The organism is Thermosulfuriphilus sp. (assembly GCF_054026695.1).
Genome location: NZ_JBPMLP010000006.1, coordinates 1 through 17,015, shown reverse-complemented (window position 1 = coordinate 17,015; position 17,015 = coordinate 1). Strand labels below are relative to the sequence as shown.

The following is a 17,015-nucleotide window of genomic DNA, read 5'->3' as shown; positions in this document are numbered from 1 at the left end:
CTGCGGGAGATCTACCACTCCCTTCACATCCCCTCTGAGGAAAGAAAAAAAGTCCGGTAGATCGTCCGGGAACTCACCACCCATGGGCGTCTGATTCACCTAAATGGCAAACGCTATGGGCTTCCTGAGAAGATGCGCCTAGTCAGCGGGCGCCTTTTCGTCCACCGAGATGGCTTTGGTTTTGTGGAGACTGGTGAACCAGGCCAACCGGATGTTTTCATACCCCCGGGCAAACTCAAAGGAGCCGTAGACGGCGATAGGGTTGTCGTCCGGATAGAACGTGGCGGCCGTCGCCCTGAGGGATCCATCATCCGGATTCTAGAGCGGGGAAGAAAAAAAATCATCGGTTATTTTCACCGAGGCCGACACGTCTCCACAGTCATTCCCGAAGAGGAAAATCTTTTCTTTGAGGTCTTTATCCCCAAAGGGTTGGGCAAAGGGGCCCGCACAGGTCAGATCGTTGTGGCCGAACTGCTGGATTTCCGTCCAGAGAGACGGAATCCTGAGGGACGGATAATAGAGATCCTTGGAGATCCGGAGGATCTCTCTGTTCAGACAAAGATCGTTATCCACAAATACGATCTGCCCCATGATCTCCCAGAAGAGGCCGCTGAAGAGCTTGACCGCTTACCTGAAGAGGTCCGAGAGGAAGACAAAGCCGGCCGGGAAGACCTCACCCAGATCCCCCTAGTAACCATAGACGGGGAGACGGCTCGAGATTTTGATGATGCTGTTTATGTGGAAAAACGGCGCCAAGGCTGGCGTCTCTATGTGGCTATTGCTGACGTCAGCCACTATGTCCCCCTTGGCTCGGCCCTTGATGAGGAGGCCTATCGCCGGGGCACCAGCGTCTATTTTCCCAATGCTGTAGTGCCCATGTTTCCGGAAAAACTCTCCAACAATCTCTGTTCTCTGAATCCCGAGGTAGACCGCTTGGCCTTGGCGGTTGTCATCGACTTTGACCGGGAGGCCCGGGTCAAGAGGACTCGATTCACCAAGGCGGTTATCAGGAGCCACCATCGTTTTACCTACACCGAAGTAAAGCAAATTCTTGTCGACAAAGATCGGACCATCCGCCGGGAACACAAGGCCTTTCTCAGCCCCCTTAAATGGATGGCCGAACTGGCCATGAAGCTCAAGGCCCAACGAGAGGCCCGGGGAAGCATTGATTTTGATCTCCCTGAGCCCCAGATCGTCCTGAGCATGAAGGGAGAGCTGGAGGACATCGTCCGCCGGGAGCGGAATCTGGCTCACATGATTATCGAGGAGTTTATGATTGCCGCCAATGAGGCCGTAGCCCGGCATCTAACCGAGCTCGAATATCCCATTCTCTATCGGATCCATGAGGCTCCGGACACCGATCGCGTTAAGGAGTTCGCCGAGTTTGCGGCCACCCTGGGCCTTGATCTTAAGATCCCCAAAAGGCTTTCTCCGGCTTGGTTCCAGAAGGTTTTAAAAGAGGTAGAGGGAAAGCCCTATGCCTACATCGTCAATACTATCCTCCTTCGAACGATGAAACAGGCCAGTTACGATCCATACAACCTGGGCCACTTCGGGCTGGCCTCGGACTGTTACTGTCATTTCACCTCTCCCATCAGACGCTTTCCGGACCTGGTCGTCCACCGGGCCCTAAAGGCCCATCTTGAGGGCAAAAGCCCCCCCTATCGGCTAGAGACCCTCAAAGAAATGGGCAAACACCTCTCGCAAAGGGAACGAGTGGCTATGGAAGCCGAAAGAGAGATGATCGACCGGGTAAGGGTCCGGCTTATGGCCGACCGCCTGGGAGAGGAATACGAAGGGGTCATTTCCGGAGTGGCGGCCTTTGGCTTTTTCGTCGAGCTGTTTGAGGTCTTTGTCTCTGGAGTGGTTCGTCTGGTGGACATCCCAGACGACTATTACGTTCTGGATGAAAAACGCCATCGTCTGGTGGGCACCCGAACCGGACGAATCTTTCAGATTGGCGACGTGGTCCGTGTCCGAGTTAAGGGTGTAGATGTTGCCCGTCGTCATATAAATTTCGAACTAGTCACCTCCAAAAAGGCCACCCCCCGAGACAAAGAGCAACCTCAAAAGTCAAAAAGGAAAAAGAAGAAATAGATCCATGGAAAGGTTACTTTTTCTTGCCCGGGAGGCCTTTTCTGAACGTCTGGGTCCTTTAGGAATAATCATCTTCCTGGCTGCGGCCTCTTACTTTTTGACCAAAAGGGTCCTTATTCGTTTAGTCCATCGCTTCTCCGAACGCTCCCGCAACCAGATAGACGATCTCCTCAGCCGCCACCGGGTCTTTGATGTCTTGGCCTACATTATTCCTCTGGTGGTCATCCACTACGCTGCCCCCCTTCTACCATCTGGAGAGGCCCTCTTAAAGAGGCTAGTCTCCGTCTTCCTGGCCGTGGTCCTGGCCCTTTTGGCTGACCGCCTCCTTTCTGTAGGTTTAGAGATCTATGACCGCTATCCCATCTCCAAGAAAAGACCTCTCAAAGGCTATGTCCAGGTGGCCAAGCTCCTCATCTATGCGGCGGCTATTATCGTCGCCATCTGCCAGCTTCTTGAAAAATCCCCCTGGGGACTACTGAGTGGTTTGGGAGCCTTGAGTGCGGTCCTCCTTCTGGTCTTCCGACACACCCTTCTTTCTTTTGTGGCCAGTTTTCAGGTCATCTCTCAGGATCTCTTCCGTTTGGGAGACTGGATCGAGATGCCCCAACATGGGGCCGACGGAGAGGTCATCGATATGAGTCTTCACACAGTTAAAATCCAGAATTGGGACAAGACCATCGTTTGTATTCCCACCTATCGGTTCCTGGAGGAGTCTTTCAAAAACTGGCGGGGCATGGAACTTGCCGGAGGAAGACGGATAAAACGGGCCATACTGGTGGATCAAGAGACCATCTGCTTCTGCGACCAGGAGATGCTCGACCGCTTTCAGAGGATTCACCTCATTAAGGACTACGTGGAAAAAAAGCGCCGGGAAATAGAAGAGTTCAATCACCGCCACCAAATAGACACCTCTGCTTCCCCTTTAAACGGTAGGAAGATGACCAACTTGGGTACCTTTCGGATCTATATCGAGGAATACCTTCGCCAACACCCTCAGATTCGAAAGGACATGACCCTTATGGTTCGCCAACTAGCACCCACCCCTCAGGGACTTCCCTTAGAGATCTACTGTTTTGTGGCCGATACCCGCTGGGTCCACTATGAAAAGATTCAGGCCGACATCTTCGACCACATCCTCTCCGCCGCTTCGGAATTTGGCCTTTCCGTCTTTCAAATACCAACTGGACGAGACCTTAAAGACTTCCTTCGAGAAGGGCTCCCCGAAGAAGGTCAAAAAAGAGAAAGCTGAGGGGATGAGGACTTGGTAGTCTGGAGTTTTGTCTCTGGCTCCCGATCTTCAAAGATACGGACAACTCCGTAGAGACCATCGTAGCCTGGTTGCACACTGATTCGCCCTTCCCTTACCCGCCTAATACCCTCAAGGATCCGCTCCGGGACAAAAGAGGCCAAGGTCTCATAGGAGTGGCGTAGGAGGATGTCAAATTCACTGCCTCCTAGAGAAATCAGTTGCTTGTAGATTTTGGCCACCTTGCCGGCTGTAGGCCGTAGCCCTTCGGCCTCCGCAATGATCTCCAGCAGAGGAACCAGATGGATGGAGGCCGGGGCCCCCTGGGGACGGAAACCCTCTGGACGATCGGCCAGCTCTTCCACCCGATGCATGACCCCAATGGTCAGAGGTTGGCCGCAGACCGGACACAGGCCTTTATGGGCCCTGGTCTCCTTAGGAGAAAGAACTATCCCACAGGCCCGGTGACCATCATAATGGTATTTACCCTCTTCAGGATAGAACTCCACGGTAAAAAGGAGCTCCTTTTGTCTGATGGCTCGAGCAATAGTTTCGTAAGAGGGCTGACCCTCGATGGCGTTAGCCTCCCGGCCGATCTTGGCTGGAGAGTGGGCATCGGAGTTAGAGATCAAGGTAATGCGGTCCAGAGCTGAAAGCCGCCAGTTCATCTCAGGGTCAGAGGAAAGACCGGTCTCTATAGCGTATATAAAATCGACTTCTTCCTCAAAGGCCTCCTCCAGGGAATTAAAGCCACTGGCGGCTCCAAAGACCGAAAACCACGGGGTCCAGGCATGAGCGGGGATAACTAGACACTGGGGGTTTATCTCTCGAATAAGCCGGGCCAGATCCTTGACCGGAAAGCCAAAGATGGGACGACCATCGGCATAGAGGTTTCCTCGGCGGGAAAGGGCCCGATTTATCTCCTTAACCGTGGTCAAATCCGGAGCCAACACCAAAGTATGAATTCGATATGTACGACCACCTTGAGAGAAGATATTGGAAATCTCGGCCGAGAGGAGAAAGCGGGTCCCTTGGCCGTTGCGACAGACAAAAAGACCGTCTCCTAAGGGAACAAGCTCCCTTTCCAGTTCCTCAAGATAGCCAGGGTGGGTAAAATCACCGGTGCCCAAAACGGTCAAGCCCTTGTCTTTGGCCACCTGATCCAGGACGGTCACCGTCATCTGGCGGCTGGTAGCCCGACTGTAACGGGAGTGAATATGGAGATCGGCCAGAAAAAAATCCTTCCGGACCAGTTCCTGCCAATCAGTTCTCATCATCGGCCAAAGAACTCCCTGATGGCCTCAACCAGGGCAACGATAGTGTAGGCCTGGGGTTCTATGTCCACGGAAAGGCCCAAGTCCCGGGCTGTTTGACTGGTGATGGGGCCAATAGAGGCTATCTTAACCCCGGATAGAAGCCTTCGGGCCTCCTCGGGACCTCCGATCATCTCCACGAAGTTGCGCACCGTGGAAGAGCTGGTAAAGGTAACCACATCCAGCCCTTCTTCAAGAATCCGATGGAGTCTTTCTCGACCCCCCTCAGGGCGGATGGTCTTGTAAGCCGGAGCAACCACCACCTCCGCCCCTTGTTCTCGTAGTTTTTCGGGCAGGATTTCCCGGGCTTCAAGAGCACGAGGAATAAGAATTCGGGCCCCAGAAAGGCTCTCTTGCCCCAGAGCCTCTATCAGGCCTTCGGCTCGATACTGCCGGGGGACAAGATCGGCAAAGAGCCCATAGGCCCGAAGGCCCTCGGCGGTCTTCTCGCCAATGGCAGCAATGCGGACTCCTTTGAGGACCCGGACATCATGGCCCAGGGCAAAAAGCCGATCAAAGAAGAAACGCACCCCGTTGACGCTGGTAAAGATGATCCAGGAAAAGGTTTCTATTTCCGAGATGGCCTGGTCCAAGGGACGAAAGTCATCTGGAGCCACGGTTTTGATAGTCGGAAACTCTACGGGCTCGGCTCCTAGATCGTAGAGTTTGGCAGACAGATCACTGGCCTGCTCCCTGGTCCGGGTAACGAGAACTCGGAGGCCAAAGAGGGGACGACCTTCAAACCAAGCCAACTTCTGCCGTAAAAAGACCACCTCTCCGACGACGATGATGGCCGGGGCCTTGAGGCCGGCCCGGCGAACTTCTTCGGCGATGTTCTCGAGACTACCAACCACTGTCTTCTGTCGCGGCAACGTTCCCCAACGGATAACGGCCACCGGAGTCTGAGGAGACTTACCTGCAGCAATAAGACTTCGGGCAATATGAGGAAGGTTTTTAACACCCATAAAGAAGACCAGAGTCCCCACCCTGGCCAAGGCATCCCAGTCAATGGCGGAGCTTTCTTTGGTCGGATCCTCGTGACCGGTGACAAAGGCCACCGCAGAGGTGTGCTCCCGATGAGTAAGGGGAATCCCGGCATAGGCCGGAACCGCCACAGCTGAAGTTACCCCAGGAATGACCTCAAAGGGGATACCAGCGGCCACGACTTCCTCGGCCTCCTCTCCCCCTCGGCCGAAGACAAACGGATCCCCTCCTTTAAGCCGGCAAACAACCTTACCCTCTAGGGCCTTTTTTACCAGAAGACGGTTGATTTCTTCTTGAGAGAGGGTGTGATCACCACCCTTTTTGCCTACATATATGATCTCTGCCTCTGGCCGGGCATAGGCCAGAAAGACCTCATTGGCCAGATAATCGTAGATGATACAATCAGCGGCTTCTATGGCCTCTTTAGCTTTGACGGTGATGAGACCCGGGTCTCCCGGGCCTGCCCCTACAAGATAGACTTTACCTCTGGCCATTATCCCTCCAGCGAACCATAGACTTCCTCCAGTATATCCCGACCGCCGGCGGCCAGGATTTCCTCGGCTAGGCTTTCTCCTAGGCCCCGGGCCTCCTGGGCGGGGCTTGAAGCCCTTTTTCTGATAATTCTTTTACCTGCCGGATCGGCTACTAAGGCGTCCATAAAGAGCTCATTGCCTCTAAGGATGGCATGGGCAGCCAGTGGTACCTGACAGCCCCCCTCCAGCCGGGCCAGAAAGGCCCTTTCGGCCTCGGTACAGAGGGCTGTTTCGGGATGATGAAGGAAAGAAAGAAGTTCTTTAAGCCCTGTGTCTTCTGTTCGGACTTCTATCCCCAAAGCCCCTTGACCAATAGCCGGAATCAAAACTTCCGGAGAGATGAACTCTGTTGCCCGGTGGACAAGGCCCAGCCGGCTGAGACCAGCGGCTGCCAAGACAATAGCCTCATACTGACCCTCATCGAGTTTGCGCAGACGGGTGTCGACATTTCCCCGCAGGGGTTCAATGATAAGATCCGGCCTTAAGGCCCGAAGCTGGGCCTGACGACGCAGGCTACTAGTACCCACCCGAGCCCCCCGAGGCAGATCGACTAGAGACCTTCCAGAACGAGAGATGAGGACATCCCGAGGATCCTCCCGGCAAGGGATTATCGCTATCTCTAGGCCCTCCGGAAGCTCTGTAGGGACGTCCTTCAGGCTGTGGACGGCCAGATCCACCCGCATCGAAAGAAGGGCTTCTTCGATCTCTTTGACAAAAAGACCTTTGCCTCCAACCTTGGCCAAGGGGACATCGAGGATCTTGTCTCCCCTAGTCTTGATGATCTCAAGCTCTATAGAGAGCTCCGGATACCGGGCCTTTATAGCCTCCCGAACCCAATCGGTCTGGGCGAGGGCCAGCTTACTGCCTCGGGTGCCAATAACGATCCTCTTCAATGACATGTGGAGCAGCTCCCCCCAGAACACCCTGAACAGCCGCCTCCGGAGCTGGAAACAAAGCGACTGCCGCTCTTAAAGGCAAAGGCCGAAAGACACTTTCTGACCTCTTCGCTCTGACATCTTGGGCAACGAATCTTGGTCGAGGACCCCAGGACCAATTCTTCAAAGATCTCGTGACACTTCAGGCATTCAAATTCATAGATCGGCATGAACCAATCACCCCTCTTGACGTTTTTAAAGACCTAGAGTTCTTCCTGAAACTCCAAGACTAAATTTAACCAAAAAACTCTAAGGGCAATACCACCTGTTGAAGCAGACGTCAAAATTTTATAAGGAGGATCTCTTTGGAGTTGATAAAAATTGACTGGTTAATCCCTCTCTGGCTCTTTTTGGGGGCCTTTGTTCATGGTCTGGCCGGATTTGGCTTTGCCCTGGTGGCAGTTCCTCTTTTGGCCTTTGCCTATCCTCTGAAGGCCGTTGTTCCCTTAGTAGCCATAAACGGACTGATTATAAACCTGTTGCTCTTCTACACCCTGAGAGGTCACTTTCGTCTGAAAATGATCAGCCCCCTTCTTTGGGGAGCCCTACCAGGGATTTTTATCGGAGTGAGGGCCCTTAAACAGGTGCCCGAGAATCCCCTGCGAGCCCTTTTGGCCCTGATTTTAACGGCCTACGGTCTCTTTGGTCTTTTTTCACCCCAATTAAGGCTTTGTCTCAGGCCCAGCTGGGGCTATCTCTTTGGACTTATGGCCGGCGCCCTAGGAGCTGCCCTTAACACCCCAGGCCCCCCTGTGGTCATTTACATAAGCCTTTTGGCCCTGACCAAGGAAGAGATCAAGGTGGCCCTCCAGGGTTTTTTTTCTATCTTGGCCGTGGTGATTGTCGGGCTTTATTTGGCCGGGGGCCTGATTACGCCTTTTGTCATCAAGTGGTTTTTATTTTCCCTTCCGGGGGTCCTTCTAGGGCTTTTCGGGGGCCACCGACTCTATGGACACCTGAGCGAAACCGGTTACCGACGCCTGATCTATTTTCTGCTGATCGCCTTGGGACTCCTTGTTCTCGCTAAAAGGTGATTGACATCACCTTTTAGCGGAACAAAATTCTATAATTGGAGTGGGAGAGCGGGGCGAGAGAGGCCACCTATGAACACCCGACAGATCCTTGAAGGCCTTCTTGAAGGCCACCAGGATCCGGCCTTCAAGGTCCGCTACTGGGACGGAGCCGAGTCATCGTTTGGCCAGGGAAAACCGACCTTTACTATTTATTTTAAGACCCCCCAGGCGCTAGAAGAGCTCTTGGTCAACCCCTCTATAGGTTTTGGAGAGGGCTATATGAGAGGGGAGATCGATATTGAGGGAGACCTGGGGGCTGTGGTGGCCCTGGCCTACAGGAAAGACCTCTTCCATAAGCTCTCATTTAAGGACAAGGGGCGTCTTCTCTGGCTCAACTTCTGTCGCAAAAAGGGACTGAAGGAGACTAGAAAAGAAATCCAGATCCATTACGATCGAGGCAATGATTTCTATCGCCTCTGGCTGGAGAAGGACTGGAATTACTCTTGTGCTTATTTTCGAAGTTCTGAAGACGATCTAGAAACGGCCCAGAGGAATAAGCTTCATCTCATCTTCCGGAAGCTGCGCCTGGAAGAAGGTAAACATCTTCTTGATATCGGCTGCGGTTGGGGAAGCCTTCTTCTTGAGGCCGCAAGACTCTTCCCCCACCTCCGGGGGCTGGGAATAACCCTGGCCGAAGAACAGCTTAAGCTGGCTCGTCAGCGGGCTCAGCAAGAAGGTGTCTCTGATCGGATTCGTTTCGAGCTTTGGGACTATAGAGAACTTCCTCAATGTTGTCCGGAAACTTTTGACCGGATTGTCTCTGTGGGAATGTTCGAACATGTGGGCAAGGAGTACATCTCCAGCTTTTTTGAGATCGTTGATCAATTTTTAAGACCAAAAGGGCTTTTTCTCCTTCATACCATTGGCAAACTTCGGGAAGAAGAAACCGATCCCTGGATCCGAAAATACATTTTCCCGGGAGGATATCTACCGGCCCTAGGAGAAATAGTCCAGGCCGGAGAGAAGACCTCGCTGGAATTTATTGATCTTGAAGACCTAAGACCCCATTATTATTTGACCCTCTCCCATTGGGCCAAGAGGTTTGAGGCCCATCGGGAGATGATCATCAAGATGTTCGACTTGAACTTCTACCGCATGTGGCGCCTTTATCTTCATGGCTCAAAGGTCTCCTTCAAGGATGGCAATCTTCATGTTTTTCAACTCCTCTACTACAAGGGTTGCCGTTTTGACCTCCCCCTCAACAGACAGTGGCTCCTTTAAGGCTACCATTGGCTGCCTATTGACAGCTGTGGTATGTTACTTGTTTTTAGGAGGTTGAATCATGTCCGAAGAAAGGACAATTTGTGCGGTTTGTGCTTGGCGGGAGACCTGTAAAAAGAAGTTCTCCTTTGACTCCCGAGGCCCCATAAAGTGCCCGGATTTTGTCCGCGATGTGACCATCAAGGTGGAGGAAGAAGGTGATCAGGAAAGAGATCGAGCGGAGGTTGAGAAATCTTTTGGAGAAGGCCGTCCATGAAGGGTTGATACGTTCAACGGAGATCCCCCGGTTCACTGTAGAGCCCCCGAGGCAGAAGAATTTCGGCGACTATGCGACTAATATTGCCCTAGTGCTGGCCGGAAGGGAGAAAAAGTCGCCCCGGGAGGTGGCTGCCTGGTTTGCTGAGAGATTGCGTCCCGATCCGCTCTTTGCCCGGATAGAGGTAGCTGGACCAGGATTCATCAATTTTTTTATCTCTTCAGGCTACTGGCAGAAAACTGTAGCCCGAATACTTTCCCTGGGGCCAGACTATGGACGAGTCGATCTGGGCAGAGGGCGCCGGGTTCTTCTAGAGTTTGTCAGCGCCAATCCTACCGGCCCTCTTCATGTGGGCCATGGCCGAGGAGCCGCCGTTGGAGACTGCTTGGCCAATATCCTGGAGATGGCTGGCTTCTCCGTAGAACGGGAATACTATATTAACGACGTAGGCAAACAGATGGATACCTTGGGGGCCTCCGTCTATCTGCGCTACCGGGAACTACTGGGAGAGGAAATAGAGTTTCCAGAAGATTTTTACAAGGGAGACTATATTCGGGAGATTGCCCGGGAGATCCTCGAGCAATATGGAGATAAATTTCGCCATCAGAAGCTGGAAGAGGCCCTTCCGTTTTTCAGGAAATATGCCCTTTCGGTCATCCTGGAGGAGATCAGAGGAGATCTAAAAGACTTTGGGGTCCATTATGACCGATGGTTTTCAGAGGCCAGCCTCTATGAGAAAAGCCAAGTTGATAAAACCATCGAGGCTCTTAAGGCCTCAGGCTACATTTACGAAAAAGAAGGGGCTCTCTGGTTTCGATCAAGCGCCTTTGGAGATGAAAAAGACCGCGTGGTAGTCCGGGCCAATGGACAAACCACCTACTTTGCCTCTGATATCGCCTATCACCGCCACAAGCTTGAACGAGGTTATGATTTACTGGTGGACATCTGGGGAGCAGATCACCATGGTTATGTGCCTCGGGTCAAGGCCGCTATCTCGGCCTTAGGATACGATCCAGGAAGGCTGGAGGTCCTTTTGGTCCAGTTTGTCAACTTGATCGAGGAAGGAGAGCTCAAGTCCATGTCCACCAGGCGAGGAGAGTTTGTTCCCTTACGGGAGGTCTTGGAAGAGGTTGGCCGAGATGCGGTAAGGTTCATATTTCTCACCAGACACTGTAACAGTCATCTGGACTTTGATCTTTCTCTGGCCAAAAAGCAGTCTCAGGAAAATCCGGTCTATTATGTGCAATACGCCCATGCCCGGGTGGCCAGTGTCTTTGAAAAAGCTACCGAAAAGGGAGTGGTGTTTCATCCCCTTGAGGAAATAGATCTTTCTTTACTCAAAGAAGAAGAGGAGCTAGAGCTTCTCAAACTTCTTGATGCCTTTCCAGACGTCATTGAGGGGGCGGCCGAAAGTCTCGAGCCCCACCGGTTGACCTTTTATCTTACGGAGGTAGCCACTGTTTTTCATAATTATTATACCAAACATCGTTTTCTATCCGAGGACGAAGAGCTATCCCGGGCCCGATTGGCCTTGGCTCTGGCTACCAAACAGGTCATCGGCCGGGGGCTAGGCCTCCTGGGGGTATCAGCACCGGAGAAGATGTGATGCCTAAGGAGAAACGGATCAAATTTCGAATAGAACTAGGAATTGGGGGCCTGATTCTGACCATCACGGTGACCGTCTGTCTAATGGTCTGGATGTTTATTCTGGGGCTCTGGTTGGGTCAGAATCTGGCTGTCGGCCGGGCCAAAAAGGCCCCTTCACCAGTGGCCGAAAAAACCCTTTCTGCTCAGGCGAAAAGAGGCCTTAAGGAGGAGTTACCAAGATTAGAAGGGCCACCTATAAAGAGAGATTTCAGAGAAAGTCCCCTTTCAGAGAATACCTTTGAGGCTCCATCAGCTCCATTGCCCCAGACCAGCCCCAAGAAAGAAGCCACCAAGCCCTTAGTAGAGACTCAATTCAAAGAATCTTCCAAGGAGAAGGTCTCCCCAGCTAAAAGCTCTCCCCAAAGGCCTCCAAAAGTCGCTAGTAAAAAACAGGTCAGAAAGACCTTTTATAGCCTCCAAGTGGCCTCTTTAAGGAGCGCCCGTGAGGCCCAGCGTTATGCCCGAAGGCTTAGAGCCAGAGGCTATGAGGCATTTGTCCGCAAGGTGAACCTCAAAGAAAAGGGTATTTGGTATCGGGTCCATGTCGGCCGATTTGAGACTATGGCCGAGGCCTCGAGCTTTGCCAAGAAGCTGGCCCAGAAAGAACGTATAAAGAGCTTTGTTGTTCCCATAAAAGAATGATTAGAAAGGCCAAGGTTACGGACATAAGAGATATCCACCGCCTAATTACCCATTTTTCTAAACATGGCTCCGTCCTTCAGCGGCCACTGTCTGAGCTCTACGAATATGTGCGGGATTTTTTTGTCTTTGTCCCCGAGTCTGAGACCATAGTGGCCGGTACTTGTGCCCTCCATGTTACCTGGGAGGATCTTGCCGAGATCAGATCACTCACCGTAGCCGAAGAATATCAGGGTTTAGGGGTGGGAGAAGAGCTCATTAAACACTGTCTGCAGGAGGCTAAAGAGTTAGGTTTAAGCCGGGTCTTTGTCTTGACCAATGTTCCCGATTATTTTGAGAAGCTGGGCTTTTCTCTGATAGACAAGGGGGCCCTTCCCCATAAGGTCTGGGCAGACTGTGTCAAGTGCCTCAAATTTCCCGATTGTGATGAAGTAGCCATGGTTAAGGAGATAGAATGAGGGCTGAAGAATGTTTTGAGATCATCTCTCAAACCTTGAAAGCCAGAGGGGCAGAGGGTTGGGAGGTCTATATTTATCAGGCCCAGGGCCTCAAGATAGAGCTCAAAGAGGGCCGGTTAGATAATTTTCAACCCCAAAGGGCTGAAGGGCTTTCTCTCCGGGTCCTTGATGGACAGAGATTAGGCTTTTCTTTTACCTCTCAAATAACCCTCGATGAGCTTAAGAACACAGCCCTTAAGGCCTTAGAGAACGCTCGGGCCAGCGAAAGGGATTCAGCCCTAGATCTTCCACATCCTGCCCCGATCCCTAAGGCCCCAGAGAGCCGAGATAAAGCCTTTGAGGCCTTGAACCTGGAAGAAAAGTTAGAGCTAGCCTTCTCTGCCCATAAGATGGCCTCAGAGCAGCCCAAGATCAAAAAAATCCAGCAGGTAAAATACCAAGACGGCCTCTATGAGATAAATCTGATCAACTCTTACGGCATCTCTGCTCAAGGGACTTCAAGCTACTTCTCCTTAAGTTGTGTGGCTGTAGCTGAAAAAAATGGGGTATCGGAGATGGGCTGGGATTATCAGGCTAGTTGTTTCTTTTCGGACATATCAGCGGAGAAGATAGGGAAAACCGCAGCCCAACGGGCTATCGAGCGTCTGGGGGCCAGACAACCAGAGAGCGCCTTTCTCCCGGCCCTCTTTCGCCCTTACATCACCGTAGATTTCTTAGAAATTCTTTCTGCTGCCTTCTTGGGAGACAACGTGGTTAAGGGAAAGAGCAGGTTGGCCTCTTTTCGAGGGAAAAATTTCTTTTCTCCCACTATAACCATCATAGATGATGGACTTCTTCCTGGAGGTCTGGCTACCAGGGCCTTTGATGACGAAGGTCAGCCCCGGCAGAAGACCCCATTAGTGGTTAACGGAACCATTGAAAATTTTCTTTTTGATAACTATTGGGCCCGGCGGGCCGGGGAGGCCTCTACCGGCAATGCCTCTCGAGGAAGTTTTAAGTCACCTCCTTCTGTAGCTCCAACCAACCTCTATCTTCGGCCCGGAGATATTGATCCGGAAGAAATCATTAAAAATCTAGCAAAAGGGATTATAATTACCGAAGTTTTAGGAATGCACACTGCAGATCCTATTAGCGGGGATTTTTCCGTTGGGGCTACTGGTCTTTTGGTGGAAAATGGCGCCATCGTCTCTCCCCTTACGGGGTTGGCCATTGCCGGAAATATTTTCGATATATTTAAACGGATCGAGGTTGTCTGTTCGGACCTTTGTTTTTATGGCCCGGTAGGGGCTCCCAGTGTCTTAATAGAAGGCCTTGATATCAGTGGAAGGTAAAAAATGTTAGGAAAACTAGTTGCCAAAATTGTCGGGACTAAAAACGACCGTGAACTCAAAAGGCTTCGACCTTGGGTGGAGAAGATAAATGCCCTTGAGCCGGAGATAAAAAGTCTCTCTGACAAAGAGCTCCAGGCTAAAACTCCAGAGTTTAAAGAACGTATCTCTCGAGGAGAAAGTCTTGAGGCTCTTCTTCCTGAGGCCTTTGCCGTGGTGAGAGAGGCAGCCAGAAGGACCTTGGGCATGAGACACTTTGATGTCCAGCTCATGGGAGGCATTGTCCTTCATGAGGGAAAGATTGCTGAGATGAAGACCGGCGAAGGCAAGACCCTTGTAGCCACCCTTCCAGCTTATCTCAATGCCCTTACGGGACGAGGAGTCCACATCGTTACCGTAAACGATTATCTGGCCAAAAGAGATGCCGAATGGATGGGAGCTATCTATCGCTTCCTCGGGCTATCCGTAGGAGTAATTCTCCATGGCTTAAGCGATACTGAACGGAAGGCGGCCTACGATGCTGATATCACTTACGGTACCAACAACGAGTTCGGCTTTGATTATCTGCGGGACAATATGAAGTATAGTCTTGAAGAGATGGTCCAGAGGGAATTCCACTATGCCATCGTTGATGAGGTAGATTCTATCCTGATAGATGAAGCCAGGACCCCTCTGATTATTTCTGGACCTTCAGAAGAATCTACCGATCTCTATTATGTGGTAGACCGCATAGTCCGCCATCTTCAAAAAGATAGGGACTTCACTATTGAAGAAAAAACCAAAAGCGTAATTCTTACTGAAGAAGGGGTAGCTAAAGCAGAAAAGCTCCTCAAGGTGGACAACCTTTATGATCCCCGCCACGTCAATTTGCTTCATCATGTCATCCAAGCCTTAAGGGCTCACCATCTCTTTAAACGTGACGTGGATTACATTGTTAAGGATGGCAAGGTGGTCATAGTTGATGAATTTACAGGTCGCCTAATGCCGGGCCGGAGGTGGAGCGATGGCCTCCATCAGGCCATAGAGGCCAAAGAAGGTGTCCACATAGAAAGTGAGAATCAGACACTGGCAACCATTACCTTTCAGAATTTCTTCCGGATGTATGACAAACTGGCCGGAATGACTGGAACTGCAGAGACAGAGGCTCAGGAATTTAAAGAAATTTATAATCTTGATGTAGTCGTCATTCCCACCCATAAGCCCATGATCAGAATAGATCATCCTGATGTGGTTTATCGTACTGAGAGGGAGAAGTTTCAGGCCGTTGTTCGGGAAATAGAAGAACTCCATCGCCAGGGAAGGCCGGTTTTGGTAGGAACCATCTCTATTGAAAAAAGTGAAAAACTCTCTCGCCTTCTGAAAAGGGCTCGGATTCCTCATCAGGTATTAAATGCCAAATATCATGAAAAGGAAGCGGCCATCATTGCCCAAGCCGGCCGTTCTGGAGCGGTAACTATCGCCACGAACATGGCTGGACGAGGGGTGGATATCCTCTTAGGGGGCAATCCAGAAGGGCTGGCCAAAGAAGAACTAACTCGTGAAGGAATAAGTTTTGAGGAAATAGACCCGATTGCCTGGCGAGAGGCCCTAGAGATGGCCAAAAGGGGCGAAGATCCGACGACTAAGTTTCCGGAAATCTGGGCTGAGATCCTCTTTGAGAAAGTTAAAATCTGTCAGGAAGATTATGAAAAAGTCAAATCCCTTGGAGGGTTACACATTATAGGAACAGAGCGTCACGAGTCTCGACGAATAGACAATCAGCTTCGAGGAAGGGCTGGTCGGCAAGGAGATCCGGGATCATCTCGATTCTTTCTCTCTTTGGAAGACGATCTTTTACGAATCTTTGGTTCTGACAAGATCCAAGGTCTAATGGGCAAACTGGGCATGACCGAAGGGGAGCCGATAGAACATGGACTTTTATCTAAGGCTATAGAACAGGCCCAAAAGAGAGTTGAGGCCCACAACTTTGATATCCGGAAACATCTTCTGGAATATGACGACGTGATGAACAAACAAAGGGAGGTTATTTATGCCCAGCGTCGTCATGTTTTAGAAACAGAAGATATTCGGGAAGAGATCGAAGATATGATCGAAGATGTGGTCATTTCTATTATAGATACCTTTGTTCCCGAAAAGACCCCTCCCAGCGAGTGGGATTGGAAGGGTCTGGAGAATAAATTTTTGGCCCAGTTTGGATTCAGACCTTCGGTCAATGAAAAAGATGACCTCAGTCGGGAAGAACTAGAAGAAAGACTCATCCAAGAGACCAGAATCTACTACCGGGCCAAGGAAGAAGATATCGAACCAGAGATCATTCGCTATCTTGAGCGCATGATTCTTCTCCAGACGATAGACAACCTCTGGAAAGAACATCTCTTGGCCATGGATCATCTCCGTGAGGGAATTGGCCTACGAGGCTATGGCCAGAGAGACCCTCTTCAGGAGTACAAAAAAGAGGCCTTTGACATGTTTATGGATCTAGTAGAGAGGATAAAGGCCCAGACCTTGGCCATCCTCTTCCGGATCCAAGTCTCCCGTGAATCAGAGATAGAAAAAATAGAAAGAAGACAGAGGCGGCCCCTGAGACTTGTTTATAGTCGCGGGGAAGAGGCTGCCGAGGAGGCCAAAAAGCCTCAGCCGGTCCGGCGAGCCAAAAAGATTGGCCGAAACGATCCTTGCCCCTGCGGAAGCGGCAAAAAATACAAAAAATGTTGTGGACGGGTCTCAGCCCAGGCCAAAGTATAAAACCAAACAATGGATGTACCCAAGGGTTTTCTCTTTTCGGCCACAGCGGCCGGGATAAAAAAAGGTGGCAAATTAGATTTAGCCCTTATTTATTCCCAGGTTCCAGCTAATGCTGCCGCTGTTTTTACTACCAACAAAGTAAAAGCTGCTCCGGTCATCCTGGGAATAGAAAAACTTAACTCTGGTAGGCTTCAGGCCATTTTGATAAACAGTGGAAACGCCAACGCCTGTACAGGGAAAGAGGGGCTTCTAGCAGCAAAGAAGACCACAGAGGCCTTAGCCCAAGCTCTAAAAATAAAAGAAGATCTGATTATTCCCTCCTCAACCGGGGTAATTGGAGAAGTTCTTCCAGCAGAAAAAATAATATCTAAGATACCCTCGTTAGTGGCCCATTTAGCTTCAGAAAACTTCTCCCTGGTAGCAGAGGCCATAATGACTACGGACACATTCCCTAAGATGGTCTCTAAAAAGTTAAAATTAGCCGGCCAAGAGATATCTATTCTTGCCGTGGCTAAAGGTGCTGGAATGATTGCTCCTAAC

Annotated in this window: 15 protein-coding genes; 11 read left to right on the top strand and 4 right to left on the bottom strand. The window is 51.1% G+C overall.

Annotated elements, in window-relative coordinates; genetic code table 11:
- Positions 1-60 precede the first annotated feature (60 nt).
- On the top strand, positions 61-2,097 hold the full coding sequence (rnr, locus tag ACXJJX_RS00975; protein WP_456430992.1) for a ribonuclease R: 2,037 nt from the start codon (positions 61-63) through the stop codon (positions 2,095-2,097).
- Between the two features lie 4 nt (positions 2,098-2,101).
- Complete coding sequence (locus ACXJJX_RS00970; RefSeq protein WP_456430990.1) at positions 2,102-3,346, top strand: mechanosensitive ion channel family protein; 1,245 nt, start codon at positions 2,102-2,104, stop codon at positions 3,344-3,346.
- On the opposite strand, the gene ACXJJX_RS00965 is transcribed toward ACXJJX_RS00970, so the two are convergent.
- The 4 genes from ACXJJX_RS00965 to ACXJJX_RS00950 are packed head-to-tail and all read right to left on the bottom strand — an operon-like array spanning position 3,328 to position 7,278.
- Positions 3,328-4,620 carry an endonuclease Q family protein gene (locus ACXJJX_RS00965; protein ID WP_456430988.1) on the bottom strand — a complete coding sequence of 431 codons (1,293 nt, stop codon included), beginning with the start codon at positions 4,618-4,620 and terminating at the stop codon, positions 3,328-3,330. The genes ACXJJX_RS00970 and ACXJJX_RS00965 overlap by 19 nt on opposite strands.
- Positions 4,617-6,134, bottom strand: coding sequence for a uroporphyrinogen-III C-methyltransferase (gene cobA, locus ACXJJX_RS00960; protein ID WP_456430986.1), 1,518 nt, complete (start codon positions 6,132-6,134; stop codon positions 4,617-4,619). Before cobA ends, ACXJJX_RS00965 begins: the two co-directional genes overlap by 4 nt.
- Positions 6,134-7,072: a hydroxymethylbilane synthase gene (gene hemC, locus ACXJJX_RS00955; protein ID WP_456430984.1), complete on the bottom strand. Its 939-nt coding sequence runs from the start codon at positions 7,070-7,072 to the stop codon at positions 6,134-6,136. Before hemC ends, cobA begins: the two co-directional genes overlap by 1 nt.
- Positions 7,063-7,278: an FmdB family zinc ribbon protein gene (locus tag ACXJJX_RS00950; protein WP_456430982.1), complete on the bottom strand. Its 216-nt coding sequence runs from the start codon at positions 7,276-7,278 to the stop codon at positions 7,063-7,065. The genes hemC and ACXJJX_RS00950 overlap by 10 nt, the downstream gene beginning before the upstream one ends.
- Before the next feature lie 135 nt (positions 7,279-7,413).
- Between ACXJJX_RS00950 and ACXJJX_RS00945 the strand changes: the two genes are divergently transcribed.
- The 9 genes from ACXJJX_RS00945 to ACXJJX_RS00905 form a co-directional block, all read left to right on the top strand.
- Positions 7,414-8,142: a sulfite exporter TauE/SafE family protein gene (locus ACXJJX_RS00945; protein ID WP_456430980.1), complete on the top strand. Its 729-nt coding sequence runs from the start codon at positions 7,414-7,416 to the stop codon at positions 8,140-8,142.
- A gap of 69 nt (positions 8,143-8,211) precedes the next feature.
- On the top strand, positions 8,212-9,402 hold the full coding sequence (locus ACXJJX_RS00940; protein WP_456430978.1) for a class I SAM-dependent methyltransferase: 1,191 nt from the start codon (positions 8,212-8,214) through the stop codon (positions 9,400-9,402).
- A gap of 61 nt (positions 9,403-9,463) precedes the next feature.
- A complete protein-coding gene (locus tag ACXJJX_RS00935; protein WP_456430976.1) occupies positions 9,464-9,658 on the top strand; it encodes a hypothetical protein in 195 nt (64 codons plus the stop codon).
- Positions 9,600-11,264: an arginine--tRNA ligase gene (gene argS, locus ACXJJX_RS00930; RefSeq protein WP_456430974.1), complete on the top strand. Its 1,665-nt coding sequence runs from the start codon at positions 9,600-9,602 to the stop codon at positions 11,262-11,264. The genes ACXJJX_RS00935 and argS overlap by 59 nt, the downstream gene beginning before the upstream one ends.
- Positions 11,264-11,947, top strand: coding sequence for an SPOR domain-containing protein (locus tag ACXJJX_RS00925; RefSeq protein ID WP_456430972.1), 684 nt, complete (start codon positions 11,264-11,266; stop codon positions 11,945-11,947). Before argS ends, ACXJJX_RS00925 begins: the two co-directional genes overlap by 1 nt.
- Positions 11,944-12,402: an N-acetyltransferase gene (locus ACXJJX_RS00920; protein WP_456430970.1), complete on the top strand. Its 459-nt coding sequence runs from the start codon at positions 11,944-11,946 to the stop codon at positions 12,400-12,402. The genes ACXJJX_RS00925 and ACXJJX_RS00920 overlap by 4 nt, the downstream gene beginning before the upstream one ends.
- Positions 12,399-13,733, top strand: a complete 1,335-nt coding sequence (locus tag ACXJJX_RS00915; RefSeq protein WP_456430968.1) for a TldD/PmbA family protein — start codon at positions 12,399-12,401, stop codon at positions 13,731-13,733. Before ACXJJX_RS00920 ends, ACXJJX_RS00915 begins: the two co-directional genes overlap by 4 nt.
- Before the next feature lie 3 nt (positions 13,734-13,736).
- Complete coding sequence (gene secA / locus ACXJJX_RS00910) at positions 13,737-16,475, top strand: preprotein translocase subunit SecA (RefSeq protein WP_456430967.1); 2,739 nt, start codon at positions 13,737-13,739, stop codon at positions 16,473-16,475.
- A gap of 9 nt (positions 16,476-16,484) precedes the next feature.
- Positions 16,485-17,015, top strand: a 531-nt coding sequence (locus tag ACXJJX_RS00905) for a bifunctional ornithine acetyltransferase/N-acetylglutamate synthase (RefSeq protein WP_456430966.1), incomplete at its 3' end; no start/stop codon positions are given.

What these genes read in the sequence shown, in the direction of transcription:
- ACXJJX_RS00935 (WP_456430976.1), top strand. Translation starts at nt 9,464, where the DNA reads ATGTCCGAAGAAAGGACAATTTGTGCGGTTTGTGCTTGGCGGGAGACC.
- ACXJJX_RS00965 (WP_456430988.1), bottom strand. Translation starts at nt 4,620, where the DNA reads ATGATGAGAACTGATTGGCAGGAACTGGTCCGGAAGGATTTTTTTCTG.
- secA (WP_456430967.1), top strand. Translation starts at nt 13,737, where the DNA reads ATGTTAGGAAAACTAGTTGCCAAAATTGTCGGGACTAAAAACGACCGT.
- ACXJJX_RS00925 (WP_456430972.1), top strand. Translation starts at nt 11,264, where the DNA reads ATGCCTAAGGAGAAACGGATCAAATTTCGAATAGAACTAGGAATTGGG.
- cobA (WP_456430986.1), bottom strand. Translation starts at nt 6,134, where the DNA reads ATGGCCAGAGGTAAAGTCTATCTTGTAGGGGCAGGCCCGGGAGACCCG.
- ACXJJX_RS00970 (WP_456430990.1), top strand. Translation starts at nt 2,102, where the DNA reads ATGGAAAGGTTACTTTTTCTTGCCCGGGAGGCCTTTTCTGAACGTCTG.
- hemC (WP_456430984.1), bottom strand. Translation starts at nt 7,072, where the DNA reads ATGTCATTGAAGAGGATCGTTATTGGCACCCGAGGCAGTAAGCTGGCC.
- ACXJJX_RS00940 (WP_456430978.1), top strand. Translation starts at nt 8,212, where the DNA reads ATGAACACCCGACAGATCCTTGAAGGCCTTCTTGAAGGCCACCAGGAT.
- ACXJJX_RS00920 (WP_456430970.1), top strand. Translation starts at nt 11,944, where the DNA reads ATGATTAGAAAGGCCAAGGTTACGGACATAAGAGATATCCACCGCCTA.
- ACXJJX_RS00950 (WP_456430982.1), bottom strand. Translation starts at nt 7,278, where the DNA reads ATGCCGATCTATGAATTTGAATGCCTGAAGTGTCACGAGATCTTTGAA.
- ACXJJX_RS00915 (WP_456430968.1), top strand. Translation starts at nt 12,399, where the DNA reads ATGAGGGCTGAAGAATGTTTTGAGATCATCTCTCAAACCTTGAAAGCC.